Source organism: Pseudomonas sp. LABIM340, from assembly GCF_040017195.2.
GTDB lineage: Bacteria > Pseudomonadota > Gammaproteobacteria > Pseudomonadales > Pseudomonadaceae > Pseudomonas.
In genome coordinates this window covers 6,411,681-6,425,901 of sequence record NZ_CM200227.1, presented here as the reverse complement: position 1 = coordinate 6,425,901, position 14,221 = coordinate 6,411,681, and the positions used below count along the sequence as shown (strand labels likewise).

The 14,221-nt window shown below is 65.5% G+C and carries 16 protein-coding genes; 10 read left to right on the top strand and 6 right to left on the bottom strand.

Annotated elements, in window-relative coordinates; genetic code table 11:
- The first annotated feature begins 22 nt into the window (after positions 1–22).
- From pstB to ABKS89_RS29595, 4 genes are all read left to right on the top strand, one after another.
- Entirely contained in the window at positions 23–859 is an 837-nt protein-coding gene (gene pstB, locus ABKS89_RS29610) for a phosphate ABC transporter ATP-binding protein PstB (RefSeq protein WP_138217123.1), read from the top strand.
- Between the two features lie 85 nt (positions 860–944).
- On the top strand, positions 945–1,688 hold the full coding sequence (gene phoU, locus ABKS89_RS29605; protein ID WP_138217122.1) for a phosphate signaling complex protein PhoU: 744 nt from the start codon (positions 945–947) through the stop codon (positions 1,686–1,688).
- A 133-nt stretch (positions 1,689–1,821) separates the two neighbouring features.
- Positions 1,822–2,715 carry a response regulator gene (locus ABKS89_RS29600; protein ID WP_348588566.1) on the top strand — a complete coding sequence of 298 codons (894 nt, stop codon included), beginning with the start codon at positions 1,822–1,824 and terminating at the stop codon, positions 2,713–2,715.
- Positions 2,716–2,838: 123 nt separating this feature from the next.
- Positions 2,839–3,738, top strand: coding sequence for a M23 family metallopeptidase (locus tag ABKS89_RS29595; RefSeq protein WP_138217120.1), 900 nt, complete (start codon positions 2,839–2,841; stop codon positions 3,736–3,738).
- 98 nt (positions 3,739–3,836) lie between these two features.
- On the opposite strand, the gene ABKS89_RS29590 is transcribed toward ABKS89_RS29595, so the two are convergent.
- The 3 genes from ABKS89_RS29590 to phoB all read right to left on the bottom strand — a co-directional run bounded on the left by ABKS89_RS29590 (position 3,837) and on the right by phoB (position 7,303).
- Positions 3,837–5,177, bottom strand: coding sequence for a hemolysin family protein (locus ABKS89_RS29590; protein WP_348588564.1), 1,341 nt, complete (start codon positions 5,175–5,177; stop codon positions 3,837–3,839).
- Positions 5,178–5,269: 92 nt separating this feature from the next.
- Complete coding sequence (phoR, locus tag ABKS89_RS29585) at positions 5,270–6,574, bottom strand: phosphate regulon sensor histidine kinase PhoR (RefSeq protein ID WP_348588562.1); 1,305 nt, start codon at positions 6,572–6,574, stop codon at positions 5,270–5,272.
- A gap of 39 nt (positions 6,575–6,613) precedes the next feature.
- Positions 6,614–7,303 (bottom strand): phosphate regulon transcriptional regulator PhoB, encoded by a 690-nt coding sequence (phoB, locus tag ABKS89_RS29580; RefSeq protein ID WP_138217117.1) that lies wholly within the window; start codon positions 7,301–7,303, stop codon positions 6,614–6,616.
- Positions 7,304–7,617: 314 nt separating this feature from the next.
- Between phoB and ABKS89_RS29575 the strand changes: the two genes are divergently transcribed.
- Complete coding sequence (locus tag ABKS89_RS29575) at positions 7,618–7,983, top strand: COG4315 family predicted lipoprotein (protein WP_138217116.1); 366 nt, start codon at positions 7,618–7,620, stop codon at positions 7,981–7,983.
- A gap of 76 nt (positions 7,984–8,059) precedes the next feature.
- Here the strand turns inward: ABKS89_RS29575 and ubiA are convergent, their stop codons facing one another.
- Together ubiA and ABKS89_RS29565 are read right to left on the bottom strand one after the other, a co-directional pair.
- Complete coding sequence (ubiA, locus tag ABKS89_RS29570; RefSeq protein WP_348588560.1) at positions 8,060–8,950, bottom strand: 4-hydroxybenzoate octaprenyltransferase; 891 nt, start codon at positions 8,948–8,950, stop codon at positions 8,060–8,062.
- Positions 8,951–8,977: 27 nt separating this feature from the next.
- Positions 8,978–9,517 (bottom strand): chorismate lyase, encoded by a 540-nt coding sequence (locus tag ABKS89_RS29565; RefSeq protein ID WP_348588594.1) that lies wholly within the window; start codon positions 9,515–9,517, stop codon positions 8,978–8,980.
- A gap of 235 nt (positions 9,518–9,752) precedes the next feature.
- On the opposite strand from ABKS89_RS29565, the gene ABKS89_RS29560 reads away from it, so the two are divergent.
- The 5 genes from ABKS89_RS29560 (at position 9,753) to ABKS89_RS29540 (ending at position 12,668) form a co-directional block, all read left to right on the top strand.
- Positions 9,753–9,920 carry a rubredoxin gene (locus ABKS89_RS29560; protein WP_015479573.1) on the top strand — a complete coding sequence of 56 codons (168 nt, stop codon included), beginning with the start codon at positions 9,753–9,755 and terminating at the stop codon, positions 9,918–9,920.
- A 199-nt stretch (positions 9,921–10,119) separates the two neighbouring features.
- A complete protein-coding gene (locus tag ABKS89_RS29555) occupies positions 10,120–10,287 on the top strand; it encodes a rubredoxin (RefSeq protein WP_017520693.1) in 168 nt (55 codons plus the stop codon).
- A gap of 220 nt (positions 10,288–10,507) precedes the next feature.
- Complete coding sequence (locus tag ABKS89_RS29550) at positions 10,508–11,662, top strand: NAD(P)/FAD-dependent oxidoreductase (RefSeq protein WP_348588558.1); 1,155 nt, start codon at positions 10,508–10,510, stop codon at positions 11,660–11,662.
- Between the two features lie 196 nt (positions 11,663–11,858).
- Entirely contained in the window at positions 11,859–12,131 is a 273-nt protein-coding gene (locus ABKS89_RS29545) for an HU family DNA-binding protein (RefSeq protein ID WP_017520695.1), read from the top strand.
- Positions 12,132–12,266: 135 nt separating this feature from the next.
- Entirely contained in the window at positions 12,267–12,668 is a 402-nt protein-coding gene (locus ABKS89_RS29540; RefSeq protein ID WP_081515143.1) for a helicase, read from the top strand.
- An 81-nt stretch (positions 12,669–12,749) separates the two neighbouring features.
- On the opposite strand, the gene ABKS89_RS29535 is transcribed toward ABKS89_RS29540, so the two are convergent.
- Positions 12,750–14,156 carry an aminoacyl-tRNA deacylase and HDOD domain-containing protein gene (locus tag ABKS89_RS29535; RefSeq protein ID WP_081515144.1) on the bottom strand — a complete coding sequence of 469 codons (1,407 nt, stop codon included), beginning with the start codon at positions 14,154–14,156 and terminating at the stop codon, positions 12,750–12,752.
- Positions 14,157–14,221: the final 65 nt, after the last annotated feature.

Here is a 14,221-nt window from a genome sequence, read left to right as displayed (position 1 = left end):
AAGCCTCCCAAGGAGACTGAACATGCAACATGAAACCGCATCCCACGGCATCGACATCGGCGCGCTTGGCCGCGGCGACCGCCAGGGCATGAACCTGGAAAACGAGACTGTCGCCCTCGAAGTGCCGGGCCTGAGCCTGTTCTATGGCGAGAAGCAGGCGCTGTTCGACGTCAGCATGAACATCCCCAAGCAGCGCGTGACCGCCTTCATCGGCCCGTCCGGCTGCGGCAAGTCCACCCTGCTGCGCTGCTTCAACCGTATGAACGACCTGGTCGATGGCTGCAACGTGAAGGGCGAGATCCTGCTCGACAGCCACAACATCTTCGCCAAGAACGTCGACGTGGCCGAACTGCGCCGCCGCGTCGGCATGGTGTTCCAGAAGCCCAACCCGTTCCCCAAGAGCATCTACGAGAACGTGGTGTACGGCCTGCGCATCCAGGGCATCAACAAGAAGCGCGTGCTCGACGAAGCCGTCGAGTGGGCCCTCAAGGGCGCCGCGCTGTGGGACGAAGTGAAGGATCGCCTGCACGAATCCGCCCTCGGCCTCTCCGGTGGCCAGCAGCAGCGTCTGGTCATTGCCCGCACCATCGCCGTGGAGCCGGAAGTCCTGCTGCTCGACGAACCCTGCTCGGCACTGGACCCGATCTCCACCCTGAAGATCGAAGAGCTGATCTACGAGCTGAAATCCAAGTTCACCATCGTCATCGTGACCCACAACATGCAGCAGGCCGCGCGGGTCTCCGACTACACGGCGTTCATGTACATGGGCAAGCTGATCGAGTTCGGCGATACCGATACCCTGTTCACCAACCCGGCCAAGAAGCAGACCGAAGACTACATCACTGGTCGCTACGGCTAGTCTCGCGGTATTGCGTGCGCGGTAGAACTTCCCGGAGAACATCACAAGCCAGCGGCCCGGAGCCTGCGGCTTTCGCGGAGCGAACATGATCAACAAAGAAAGCCTCACCCACCACATCTCGCAGCAGTTCAACGCTGAGCTGGAAGATGTGCGCAGCCACCTGCTGGCCATGGGTGGCCTGGTGGAGAAGCAGGTCAACGATGCGGTCAACGCGCTGATCGACGCCGACTCGGGCCTGGCCCAGCAGGTGCGCGAGATCGACGACCAGATCAACCAGATGGAGCGCAACATCGACGAGGAATGCCTGCGCATCCTCGCCCGCCGCCAGCCGGCCGCCTCCGACCTGCGTCTGATCATCAGCATCTCCAAGTCGGTGATCGACCTCGAGCGCATCGGCGACGAAGCCTCGAAGATCGCGCGCCGCGCCATCCAGCTGTGCGAGGAGGGCGAGTCGCCGCGCGGCTACGTCGAGGTGCGCCACATCGGCAACCAGGTGCGCAGGATGGTGCAGGAGGCGCTGGACGCCTTTGCCCGCTTCGACGCCGACCTCGCGCTGTCGGTCGCGCAGTACGACAAGACCGTCGACCGCGAATACAAGACTGCCCTGCGCGAGTTGGTCACCTACATGATGGAAGACCCGCGGGCCATTTCCCGCGTGCTCAACGTCATCTGGGCCCTGCGTTCGCTGGAGCGCATCGGCGACCATGCGCGCAACATCGCCGAACTGGTGATCTACCTGGTGCGCGGCACCGATGTCCGCCACATCGGCCTGACCCGCATGAAGGAAGAGGTGCAGGGCACCGCTGGCAAGGCCGACAAGGCCGAATAAGCCAGACGCCCGTACCAGAACGAACCCGGCCATCGCGCCGGGTTCGTCATTTTATGGCCGAGCGGTCCCTCACCAATGGCATGTAGCCACTCGGCAAGGCTATCCTTCGCCCTATCGTTTTCGGGAGATGCCGATGGGCAAGGTCAGTGTGCTGGTCGTGGATGACGCTCCGTTCATCCGTGACCTGGTGAAGAAGGGACTGCGGGACCATTTCCCCGGTCTGCAGATCGAAGAAGCGGTCAACGGCCGCAAGGCTCAGCAGTTCCTCGCGCGCCAGGCCGTGGATCTGATCCTCTGCGACTGGGAAATGCCCGAGCTGTCGGGCATCGAGCTACTCACCTGGTGCCGCGAGCAGGACAACCTGAAGACCACGCCCTTCATCATGGTGACCAGCCGCGGCGACAAGGACAACGTGGTGCAGGCCATCCAGGCCGGCGTCTCCGACTTCATCGGCAAGCCGTTCTCCAACGACCAGTTGGTGAGCAAGGTGAAGAAGGCGCTGTCGCGCGCCGGCAAGCTGGAAGCCCTCGCGGCCCAGGCGCCGCAGCGCAGCCTGGTCGGCTCCATGCCCAATGACTCCCTGGCTGCCCTCACCGGCGGTAAGGCCGAGACGGTTCGCCCGGCAGCCGCGCCCGCTGCGCCGCGCCCGGCGGCTCCGGCACCGGCTGCTGCCGCACCGGCCGCCCGCAGTGGCGCCAAGGGCCAGCAAGGCCAGCTGCGCCTGCCCTCGGCGAGCCTGCCCTGCGTGATCAAGGCGCTCAGCCTCAAGGAAGCGCTGCTGGTGGTGAAGCGTGGTACGCCGTTGCCGCAGGTGCTGGAAAGCGCCGTACTCGATCTGGAAGAAGACAGCGACGTCGCCCGCCTCAACGGCTACCTGCATGCCGTGGCCGCGCTGGAGCCCAAGCCGGACAGCGAGTGGCTGCAGCTGACCTTCCGCTTCGTCGACCGCGACCCGCAGAAGCTTGACTACCTGTCCCGCCTGATCGCCCGCGGCAGCTCGCAGAAGCATTACGTGCCCGGCGCCTGATCCGGTTACAAATCCTCCCGCCGGTAACTGGGACTGTTTCACAGGCCGACCGGCGGCAGGTCGCGACGCGCGGGCGACGCTGCTAGTCTTGCCAGCGTCGCCATACCTATAACCAGAGTCGACATGCTAGGGCGCAGTATCCTTCTGTGTGGTCTTCTGGCCGCATCCGGGACGGCTTCGGCCGTGACCATCTACAAGTACACCGACGCCAACGGCGTGGTCACCTACACGGACAAGGCCGTGGCGGGTGCGGCTGTCTTCGTTTTCCGCGATCGCATGGTCGAGCATCTGGAAGAACAGGTGAAGCTGGAGACCAAGAAGCACGCCGGCGGCGAGACCCTGCAGGTGCGCAACGACCTGTACGCACCGGTGGAAGTCGAGCTGAGCGTGACCGGCGCGCAGAATGCCGTGGGTGCGCCGGAGCGGCCGATCCGCTGGGTGTTGCCGCCGCGCAGCTCGATTCGTCTCGCCACCCTGACGCCGCTCGACCCCGCCAGGCCGCTGCGCTACAAGCCCAAGCTGCGCTATGCGCTGGGCGATCCGCGACCGACGCCGCTGTCCTACCAGTACGCGCTGCCATGGACCGGCGGGCCGTTCCGCCTGACCCAGGGTGCCAATGGCCGCTACAGCCACTTCACGCCCAAGGGCCGCTACGCCATGGATATCGCCATGCCGGTGGGCACGCCGATCATCGCGGCGCGCGGCGGTACGGTGGTGAAGATCGAGAACGGCCAGGACGGGCGTGGCAAGAACCCTTCCGGCAACTTCGTCCGCGTGCTGCATGATGACGGCACCATGGGCGTGTACCTGCACCTGATGCGCGGCTCGGTGCTGGTGCGTGAGGGCCAGCGCGTCGGTACCGGCACGCCGCTGGCGCAGTCGGGGAACACCGGCAACAGCAGCGGCCCGCACCTGCACTTCGTGGTGCAGCGCAACGTCGGCCTGGCGCTGGAGTCGATTCCCTACGACTTCTCCCAGCCGGTGGATACGCTGCCGAATTTCGCGGTGGTCAGGGAGCACTGACTCCGGCGGGACTCCCTGCAGGAGTGGCGTTGATCCCCAGCTATGCACGACAAAAAAGGCTGCCCTCGGGCAGCCTTTTTCATTCAGGGGCGGGCGGCTCAGTCGAGCTTCACCACCTTGGCGAGGACGATCTTCGGGCCCTTCATCTTCTTCACGATGATGCGCAGGCCTTCGGTATCCAGTACTTCCTCTTCTTCCGGCACGCGCTTGAGGGTGTCGTAGACCAGGCCGGCGAGGGTGTCCGCCTCGACGTGGTCCAGGTCCAGGCCCAACAGGCGTTCCAGCTTGAACAGCGGGGTGTCGCCGCGCACCAGCAGCTTGCCGGGCTGGTAGGCGACGATGCCGCGCTCGGCCTTGCGGTGTTCGTCCTGAATGTCGCCGACCAGCACTTCCAGCACGTCTTCCATGGTCAGGTAGCCGACGACCTTGTGGTCGGCTTCCTCCACCAATGCGAAGTGCGAGCCGCCCTGGCGGAACTGCTCCAGCAGGCAGGCCAGCGGCAGATGCTTGGTGACCATCTCCAGCGGATGGGTCAGCTCGTCGAGGTCGAAGGATTCCGGCAGGCTGTCCAGCGTGGCCAGGGCCAGCAGCAGGTCCTTGATGTGCAGCAGGCCGATGAACTCGCCCTTCTCGCTGTCGTACACCGGGTAGCGGCTGTACTTGTGGCGGCGGATGGTGGCGAGGATGTCATCCAGCGGCGCGGTGCGCTCAAGGAAGACCAGGTCCTCGCGGGAGTTGGCCCAGTCCACCACTTCCAGCTCGCCCAGTTCCACCGCCGAGGCCAGCACGCGCATGCCCTGGTCGCTGGGGTCGTGGGCGCGGCTGGAGTGCAGGATCAGCTTGAGCTCGTCACGGCTGTAGTGGTGCTCGTGGTGCGGCCCCGGCTCGCCTTGCCCGGCGATCTTGAGGATGGTGTTGGCGCTGGCGTTGAGCAGCCAGATCGCCGGGTACATTGCCCAGTAGAACAGGTACAGCGGCACCGCCGTCCACAGCGACAGCAGCTCCGGCTTGCGGATCGCCCAGGACTTGGGCGCCAGTTCGCCGACCACGATGTGCAGGTAGGAGATGATGAAGAATGCGCTGAAGAACGACACGCCGCGGATGACTTCCTCGGAGTGCACGCCGACCGCGGCCAGCAGCGGCTCCAGCAGTTCGGCGAAGGCCGGTTCGCCGACCCAGCCCAGGCCCAGGGAGGCCAGGGTGATGCCCAGCTGGCAGGCGGAGAGGTAGGCGTCGAGCTGGTTGTGCACCTTGCGCAGGATGGTGCCGCGCCAGCCGTGCTGGTTGGCGATGGTCTCCACGCGGGTCGAGCGCAGCTTGACCATGGCGAACTCGGCGGCGACGAAGAAACCGTTGAGCACGACGAGGAACAGGGCGAACAGGATCAGGCCGAAATCGGCGAAATAGGTGAGGAAGTGGCTACTAGGGGAAGGGTCCATGGTTCTGTTGGTTCAAGAATGGACGGACAAGAATGCGGTTCGTGGGGCCCGGCTGGCAAGCCCGTCTATACCAGAGTCGAAGTCGGGCACCGTTATACGCGGCCCTCGACCTGCTGCGGCGGGAAATGGCAGGTGAAGCTACTGCCCTTGCCTGGCACGCTGCTGATGTCCAGGGTGCCGCGGTGGCGCAGCAGCACGTGCTTGACGATGGCCAGTCCCAGGCCGGTGCCGCCGGTGCTGGCATTGCGGCTGGAATCGACGCGGTAGAAGCGCTCGGTCAGGCGCGGCAGGTGCTTGGGATCGATGCCGATGCCGCTGTCCTGCACGGCCAGGTGCGCGCCTTGCTCGTCGGCCCACCAGCGAATGCGGATCTCGCCTTCGTCGGGGGTGTACTTCACGGCGTTGAACACCAGGTTGGAGAAGGCGCTGCGAAGTTCGGCCTCGCTGCCCTTGAGCTTCACCTTCGAATCCGCCTCCAGGCTGATGCGATGGCCGCGCGCGCCGGACAGCGCCTGGGCGTCGTTGCGGATCGACAGCAGCATCAGGTCCAGCGCCACCGGCTTGTTGTCCGCCGGGTAATCGGTGGCCTCCAGCTTGGCCAGCAGGAGCAGGTCGTTGAGCAGGTTCTGCATGCGCCCGGCCTGCTGCTGCATCTGCTGCAGCGCTCGGGTCCAGCGCGGGTTCACGTCCTCGACGTTGTCCAGCAGCGTCTCCAGGTAGCCGGCGATCACCGTCAGCGGCGTGCGCAGCTCGTGGGAGACGTTGGCGACGAAGTCCTTGCGCATCTGTTCCAGCTGATGGACGCGGGTTACGTCGCGCACCAGCATCAGGTGCTCGCCGGCGCCGTAGAGGGTGATGTGGAACTGCAGGCGCAGGTTGTCGTTGATCGGCGAGGAGAGCTCCAGCGGCTCGCGGTAGTCCTCGCCCTCGAAGTATTCCTTGAAGCGCGGATGGCGCACCAGGTTGGTCACTGGCTGACCACCGTCCTGCGGGCTCTTCAGGCCCAGCAGGCGCTCGGCGGACTGGTTCCACCATTCCAGGTTGCCGTCGCGGTCGAGCAGGATCATGCCGTCGCGCAGCGCCGCAGTGGATTCCTGCATGCGGTCGATCACCGCCTGCAGACGCCCGCGGGCGCGCTGGTTGCGCCGCTGCAGGTGGTAGATGCTGTCGAACACCTCGCCCCACAGACCGTAGCCATCGGGCGGGGCTTCATCGGGCTGGTGGTTCTTCAGCCACTTGTGCAGGCGCAGCAACTGCCAGATCGACCAGCCGAGATAAGCGGCCAGCGCCACGGCGATGGCCCAGCCGTACTGGCCGGTGATCAGGCCGAGCAATGCGCCGGCGGCTACGACTAGCAGCAGGTGGCGTATCAGCACGCCACTCCAGTTCTGGGTCACGAAATTCCGTTCCTTGTACCCGTCGAGCCAGAGACCCGATCAGCTTTTGGTCGAGAAACGATACCCGGTGCCGCGCACGGTCTGAACCAGATTTTCGTATACCTCGCCCAGGGCCTTGCGCAGACGGCGGATGTGCACGTCGACGGTGCGCTCCTCGACGTAGACGTTGCCGCCCCAGACCTGGTCCAGCAGCTGGCCACGGGTGTAGGCGCGCTCCTGGTGCGTCATGAAGAACTGCAGCAGGCGGTATTCGGTCGGGCCCATCTCGGCGGGCTTGCCGTCGATGGTCACGCGGTGGCTGATCGGGTCGAGCATCAGGCCGCCGACTTCGATCGGCGTCTCGCTGTCGCCGGCACCGGTGCGGCGCAGCACGGCCTTCAGGCGGGCAACCAGCTCGCGCGGGGAGAAGGGTTTGGTGATGTAGTCATCCGCGCCGACTTCCAGACCCTGGATCTTGTTGTCCTCTTCGCCCTTGGCGGTGAGCATGATGATCGGGATGGCCGAAGTCAGCTCGTCGCGCTTGAGGCGGCGGGCCAGCTCGATGCCGGAGGTGCCCGGGAGCATCCAGTCGAGCAGGATCAGGTCCGGCTTGCGATCGACGATCACCGCGTGTGCCTGCTGGGCGCTGTCGGCCTCCAGACACTCGTAGCCGGCCATCTCCAGGGCCACGGCGATCATTTCCCGGATCGGAGCTTCGTCATCGACGATGAGGATTGTCTTGCCAACCATGCTGAGGCCTCAGAATTTCTGTAATGCGCCGCATTAGATAACGGAAATATTTCATGAATGTGACACCGCGATGGTAGCCGAGCCTCGTGCCAGAGCGCTCGTCTATGCTGATGGGGTCGCCGCGCGCTTACCACGCGGCACAAGCGGAACCCACCGGCCCGGTCGGCGGTGTGCCCGGCAGAGAGCCTGCCGGAGTCTTGCGATGACGGTAGTGAGTGCGTTGTCGACGTCGCCCTGGCCGGCCCTGCCTGCAATTCCGCCCGCCTTTGCGTCGGTGCTCGCGCCGTTTCCACCTCACCAGAGGAGAAGCGATTATGAAACTGCTATTCCCGGCCCTGGCACTGGGTCTGATGCTGCCGGCGATGTCCGCCCTGGCCGCGGCGCCCGGCATGGAGAAGAACGGCATGCTGGTCGATGCCAAGGGCATGACGCTCTACACCTTCGACAAGGACAGTGGCGGCAAGTCGATGTGCAATGGCGGCTGCGCGCAGAACTGGCCGCCCCTGATGGCCTCGGCCGACGCCAAGGCGATGGGCGACTGGACCATGATCAAGCGCGATGACGGCACCGTGCAGTGGGCCTACAAGGGCAAGCCGCTGTACACCTTCGTGCAGGACCAGAAGGCCGGCGACATGGCCGGCGAGGGCAAGATGGGCGTCTGGCACATGGCCAAACCCTGATGTGATCCGCATTACCCTGCAGGAGCGCGTCATGTCCGCGATCGCGCCGATGGCGCGCTCCTGCAGGGGGGCTTGATCAGCGCAGGGCGAAGTCCGCCACAGTGCCGAGGAAGATCGCCAGCCCCGCCCAGTGGTTGTGCAGGAAGGCCTTGAAGCACTTCATCGGCTCGCGGTCGCGGGTCGAGTGGAACTGCCAGGCGAAGCAGCCGGCCGCTACGGCCAGGCCCAGGTAGTAATACAGGTGCATCGCCAGCTTGTTGCCGGCCAGGATCAGCAGCAGGAGCATCAGGCCCTGCAGGCTCAGGTTGATTACCCGGTCAGCGTCGCCGAAGAGAATCGCCGTGGACTTCATGCCCATCTTCAGGTCGTCCTCGCGGTCGGTCATCGCGTAGTAGGTGTCGTACGCGACCGTCCACAGCACGTTGGCGAAGAACAGCAGCCAGGCCACCGCCGGCAGCGTGCCGCTGGCCGCGGTGAAGGCCATCGGGATGCCCCAGGAGAACGCCGCGCCCAGCACCACCTGCGGGTAGTAGGTGTAGCGCTTCATGAAGGGGTAGAGCGCCGCCACCGCGGCGCCGCCGAAGGACAGCCAGATGGTCTGCTCATTGGTGCACAGCACCAACAGGAAACTCAGCCCCAGCAACGTAAAGAAGGCAATCCAGGCCTCGCGCACGGTGATCTTGCCAGTCGCCAGCGGGCGCGCCTTGGTGCGTTCGACGTGGCCGTCGAGCTTGCGGTCGGCGAAGTCGTTGATCACGCAGCCGGCCATGCGCATCAGCACGGTGCCGACGACGAAGATCACCAGGTTCTTCACGCCCGGCACGCCGCCGCTGGCCATCCACAGTGCCCACAATGTCGGCCAGAGCAGCAGGTAGATGCCGATCGGCTTGTCCATGCGCGTCAGCTGGATGAAGTCCCAGGCGCGGGGATGCAGGCGGGCGAGGGGTTTGATCAGGGCGACGAACATGGCGGCCTCCGGAAAACGATCCGGGAATTATACGGGCTGTTGTTCCACGCGGTGCCACAGCGATGGCAGGAAAACCTCGGCAACCAGCACGCCCAGGCCGTCGCGGCTGAAGCAGGAACGGCGACCCCACAGACGCTCGGTACGTACTTCCGCCGGCAGGCTGGCGGCCGGGTAGCGGCAGACCTCGATGGGGCCGCGCTGAAAGGCGCGGTCGCTGAACAGCAACTCACCCAGGGAGCGCGTGCCGAGCAGGCGCAGGTCGAAGCCGGAGCCTTCCAGCGCCGAACGCGCGGCGACGCTGCGGGCGAATACCCAGGGCGTGCCGTGGCCTTTCAGGTACACCTCGCGCACCCAGCCCTGGCTGCCGTCGGGCACACCCAGCGCGGCGCACTCGTCGGTACGCAGGCGGTGCCAGCCTTCGGCCAGCGGCTGCACGGCAAATGCGTTATCGGACAGCGCCGTCAGCCGGCGCGTCAGCGAGCCTTCGTCGAACAGCCAGTCCACGACCTGGGCGGCGGGGGCGGGGTGCAACTGGGCGGAAGTGAGCCAGCGGGGCGGATGGATCAGGGCGGCTTCGGGCACGGCTTGGACTGCGGTTGGCCAGGGACGCGGCAGCTTAACATGGCGCCTTTGCGCGGCCGATTGCGTTGTCCGCAAGAGTGCATTACGCCAGACCCCACCAAAGGTTTGGCCGGCCGCCCGGCGTTTTCCATGGGGCTTGCGCCGCAAGCCCATCGCCAGTACAAAGCCGGACATTGGATGCACTGACGTCCAAGCGACAAGAACATGAGGGTGATAGCTGATGAAGAAGTGGCAGTGCGTGGTTTGTGGCCTGATCTATGACGAGACCAAGGGATGGCCGGAAGAGGGCATCGCCGCCGGTACCCGCTGGGAAGACGTGCCGGAAGACTGGCTGTGCCCCGATTGCGGCGTCGGCAAGCTGGATTTCGAGATGATCGAGATCGGCTGATCCTTGCCCGGATCGATTCCCGCGACGGCGGCCTTCGGGCCGCCGTCTGCGTTTGCGCACCCCGCAAGCCCACGCCTGACGCGGTAGACTGGAGGCGCGCCGGGTTGACCCTGCTGACGGAGCCCGGCGTCGCGCCCGCCGTTGGCCGGAGCGCGCCGATACGTTAGCTTCACCGGGCAATCGCAGGAGGGCTTGGCTGATGCGCAAATGGCAATGCGTGGTCTGTGGCTTCATCTACGACGAGGCACTGGGCCTGCCGGACGAGGGCATCGCCCCCGGCACGCGCTGGGAGGACATCCCGGCGGACTGGGTCTGCCCGGACTGCGGCGTGGGCAAGATCGATTTCGAGATGATCGAAATCTCCTGAGAATCCATCCATGACCGGGCTGCGCGTCGGCATAACTGCGTTGGAAGCGAACTCGGGATGCTCATGTACTGAAGTACACTCCGCTCCCTCGCTCGTTTCCGCCTTGTTCTGCTCTAGCTCGCCAGGTCCTGAATGGATTCTGGGTGGCAGAACTAACATGCGGCGGCTTCCGGGCCGCCGTTCCGTCTTTACGCTGTGGCGATTTTGAGGTGAGAGAGTAATGAGCGACAACGCACCGCTGGTGATCATCGGAACTGGCCTCGCCGGCTACAACCTGGCCCGCGAGTGGCGCAAGCTGGACAGCGAGACGCCGCTGCTGCTGATCACCGCCGACGACGGTCGCTCCTATTCCAAGCCGATGCTCTCCACCGGCTTCTCCAAGGACAAGGACGCCGACGGCCTGGCCATGGCCGAGGCGGGCGCCATGGCTGACCAGCTCAAGGCGCGCATCCTCACCCATACCCGTGTCACCGGCATCGATCCGGGCCACCGGCGCATCTGGATCGGCGAGGAAGAGATCCACTACCGCGACCTCGTGCTGGCCTGGGGCGCCGAAACCATTCGAGTGCCGGTCGAGGGTGACGCCCAGGACCTGATCTTCCCGATCAACGACCTGGAAGACTACGCGCGCTTCCGCAGCGCCGCCGCCGGCAAGCGCCGCGTGCTGCTGCTGGGCGCCGGCCTGATCGGCTGCGAATTCGCCAACGACCTCTCCAGCGGCGGCTACCAGCTCGACGTGGTGGCGCCCTGCGAGCAGGTCATGCCTGGCCTGCTCCATCCGGCCGCCGCCCAGGCGGTGCAGCAGGGGCTGGAAGGCCTTGGCGTGCGTTTCCACCTCGGCCCGGTGCTGAGCAGCCTGGTGCGCGCCGGCGACGCCCTGGAAGCGCATCTTTCCGATGGCCAGGTGATCCCCTGCGACCTGGTCGTCTCCGCCGTCGGTCTGCGCCCGCGCATCGACCTGGCCGCCGCCGCCGGCCTGGATATCAATCGCGGCGTGATGGTGAACCGCGAACTGCGCACCTCCCACGCCAACATCTACGCCCTGGGCGACTGCGCCGAGGTCGACGGCCTCAACCTGCTCTACGTGATGCCGCTGATGTCCTGTGCCCGCGCGCTGGCGCAGACCCTGGCCGGAAAGCCGACGCCGGTGGCCTACGGCGCCATGCCGGTGACCGTGAAGACGCCGGTGTGCCCGCTGGTGGTATCGCCGCCACCGCGTGGCAGCGAGGGCGAATGGCGGGTGGAAGGCTCTGGCCCGGACCTCAAGGTGCTGTGCCGGGATACCGCCGGTCGATTGCTCGGATATGCCCTGACTGGGGCCGCCGTGAGCGAAAAACTCTCCCTGAACAAGGAGTTGCCGGCACTACTGGCGTGACAGGCGTCGCCAATGGCGTTTTTGCCTTGGGAAAGTGCCCGCAAATTGTCAGACGATACTGGCGTACCAGCTTTCGGCGTGCCATTCTCCCCCCGTCTGCCGCAGCCTAGAGCCTGTACGGCAAGCCTGCGGTGCCTTGGGCGCTGTTGGGAAGACAGCACGGACACAACAACAACAAACCGTCAAAGAGGCATTTATGCGTAAACCAGAACTCGCCGCCGCGATCGCCGAGAAGGCCGACCTCACCAAAGAACAAGCCAACAAGGTGCTGAACGCGCTGCTGGATGAAATCACTGGCGCGCTCAACCGCAAGGACAGCGTCACCCTTGTCGGTTTCGGTACCTTCGTTCAGCGCCACCGTGGCGCCCGTACCGGCAAGAACCCGCAAACCGGCCAGCCGGTCAAGATCAAAGCCAGCAATACCGTTGCCTTCAAACCGGGCAAGGCGCTGAAAGACGCCGTCAACTGATCGCGTCTGACCCGGAGCCAGAGCGGCTCCGGGTTGCCTCCTCCAGTTACATAATCCCTCCAAAAGACCGGATGTAGTCCGTTTTCAAACTGGCTACAATGCGCAGACTATTGTCTCGAACGTCGAGGTTTGTGCATGAAATTCCGTCTACTCCTGTGGATGCTCGGTCGCCTGATGGCCAAGGCCAGCCGCGAAAACCCGGCGTTCCAGAAGCAGCTCGAAGGCAAGGACCTGGTGTTCCAGCTCCACACGCTCGACGGCAAGGTCGCCCGCCACTACATCGTCAAGGACCTCAAGGTCAGCGCCCGTCGTGGCACCCATCCGCAGCCGGCCTTCGCGCTGGGCTTCAAGGACGGCGCCTACGGCTTCGCCACCATGACCTCGAAGAACCCGCAGCTGGCGTTCATGCAGGGCATCCAGAACAAGGACATCCAGATCCAGGGCAACCCCGGCCTGGTGATCTGGTTCCAGGGCCTGGTGAAGTACCTCAAGCCGAAGAAGAAAGCCGCGCCGGGCAGCGACAAGAAAGCCGCCTGAGGCGCTTTCGACGCACAGAAAAAAGGCCCCGGACGGGGCCTTTTTCATGTCTGCATCGCGACGGCTTCAGCGTTGGTACATTCAGTGCGCGGGATTGAACTGGCTGGCCAGCTCGCGCAGCACCGCTTCGGCGTCGAGTACCTTGCGCACGGCGTCTTCGGCCTTCTCGCGCGGGATGTCCAGGCGATCCAGCAGGTCCTGCGGAATGTCGGTCTCCGGGCCGCTGCCGATGCCGTGGTTGCGCAGCAGGCGGGTCGCCAGGCAGACCAGATTGGCATAGGCCGAGCAGTCACCGGCGTAGGTCGGGTCGTGCTGGAAGCGCAGCGCGGTATAGATCTCTTCCGGCATGTCCCAGGTGCGCATCAGCCAGGCGCCGATCTGCTCGCGGGTGATTCCCAGCAGGTGCTGCTCGACGAGGTTGTGCTCGACGTGCGGGTTCACCTCCAGGTGCCGGCAGATCAGCGAGAAATGCGGCGGGAAGATGTGCGCCAGGACCAGGTAGCCGATGCTGTGCAGCAGGCCGCCGAGGTAGGTCAGGCCGGCCTCCGGGCGCTCGGCACGCGGCACGGCGCGGGTCAGGCCCTCGATCACCGCGGCGGTGTAGATCGCCTGGTGCCAGTAGGGCGTGGCGTGCTGCGGCTGGTCCTTGGGCAGGCTCAGGGTCTTGCCCAGGGCCAGGCCCAGGGCGAGGTTGATCACCAGGTCGAAGCCCAGTACGCGGACGATGGCGTCCTCTACCGAGCGGATCTTGCCGGGCGCGGCGTAGTAGGGCGAGGCCGCCCAGCTGACGACCTGCGCGGCCAGCGCCGGGTCGGTCTCCACCACGCCGGTGATGTCGTCCACGGTGGCGTTGGGGTCGACGCGCAACTTGATGATCTTCTGTGCGGTTTCCGGCAGCGGCGGAATCTCGATGGTCTCCTCGAGGCGCTGCTGGATGCGGCGGGCAGTGAACGCCTGCACGGCCTGGGTGATTTCCTTGCGGTCGTCGTCCGGACGGTCGAGGTTCGGCCGGATCGACTCCAGCGCCACGCCGAAGCGCGCCGCGCTGGCTTTTTCCAGCAGGCTGCGGAAGGACGCGGTGGGAATCTCCAGCAGCGTGCCCGCTGCGCCGGATTCGATCAGCAGCTGGGGTTCCTGCAGCAAGCGCTCGTCATACAGGCACGGCGAGCTGGTCAGCGGCGGCAGCGCCGGTAGGCGGCCAAGCTGGTGCTTGCCGAGCATGCGCTCCAGGCGATCGGGCTTGACCGCCACCAGCTTGCGCCCGGTGAGTTCGGCCAGGCGGTTCAGGTCCAGCAGCTGGCTTTGCGGGAACAGCACCAGCAGGGTGCCAACGGCATCTTCCAGCAGGCTGGCCTGCACCCGGCGCGAGGCCGCAAGCGTGGTGACATCGCAGACTTCGCGAGACGGTATGCCCAGCTTGGCGAGCAGCTGCAGGATGACCTCTGGGGCCTGCGAGGAGTCGGATGGGGCGCGTGCGGCGTCGCTCATGAATGTGATCCGGTTATCAACGGCTGGGTCGGAGTATAACCACGCAGTCAGCGTGACCGAGCAGT

What these genes read in the sequence shown, in the direction of transcription:
- pstB (WP_138217123.1), top strand. Translation starts at nt 23, where the DNA reads ATGCAACATGAAACCGCATCCCACGGCATCGACATCGGCGCGCTTGGC.
- phoU (WP_138217122.1), top strand. Translation starts at nt 945, where the DNA reads ATGATCAACAAAGAAAGCCTCACCCACCACATCTCGCAGCAGTTCAAC.
- ABKS89_RS29600 (WP_348588566.1), top strand. Translation starts at nt 1,822, where the DNA reads ATGGGCAAGGTCAGTGTGCTGGTCGTGGATGACGCTCCGTTCATCCGT.
- ABKS89_RS29595 (WP_138217120.1), top strand. Translation starts at nt 2,839, where the DNA reads ATGCTAGGGCGCAGTATCCTTCTGTGTGGTCTTCTGGCCGCATCCGGG.
- ABKS89_RS29590 (WP_348588564.1), bottom strand. Translation starts at nt 5,177, where the DNA reads ATGGACCCTTCCCCTAGTAGCCACTTCCTCACCTATTTCGCCGATTTC.
- phoB (WP_138217117.1), bottom strand. Translation starts at nt 7,303, where the DNA reads ATGGTTGGCAAGACAATCCTCATCGTCGATGACGAAGCTCCGATCCGG.
- ABKS89_RS29575 (WP_138217116.1), top strand. Translation starts at nt 7,618, where the DNA reads ATGAAACTGCTATTCCCGGCCCTGGCACTGGGTCTGATGCTGCCGGCG.
- ubiA (WP_348588560.1), bottom strand. Translation starts at nt 8,950, where the DNA reads ATGTTCGTCGCCCTGATCAAACCCCTCGCCCGCCTGCATCCCCGCGCC.
- ABKS89_RS29560 (WP_015479573.1), top strand. Translation starts at nt 9,753, where the DNA reads ATGAAGAAGTGGCAGTGCGTGGTTTGTGGCCTGATCTATGACGAGACC.
- ABKS89_RS29555 (WP_017520693.1), top strand. Translation starts at nt 10,120, where the DNA reads ATGCGCAAATGGCAATGCGTGGTCTGTGGCTTCATCTACGACGAGGCA.
- ABKS89_RS29550 (WP_348588558.1), top strand. Translation starts at nt 10,508, where the DNA reads ATGAGCGACAACGCACCGCTGGTGATCATCGGAACTGGCCTCGCCGGC.
- ABKS89_RS29545 (WP_017520695.1), top strand. Translation starts at nt 11,859, where the DNA reads ATGCGTAAACCAGAACTCGCCGCCGCGATCGCCGAGAAGGCCGACCTC.
- ABKS89_RS29540 (WP_081515143.1), top strand. Translation starts at nt 12,267, where the DNA reads ATGAAATTCCGTCTACTCCTGTGGATGCTCGGTCGCCTGATGGCCAAG.
- ABKS89_RS29535 (WP_081515144.1), bottom strand. Translation starts at nt 14,156, where the DNA reads ATGAGCGACGCCGCACGCGCCCCATCCGACTCCTCGCAGGCCCCAGAG.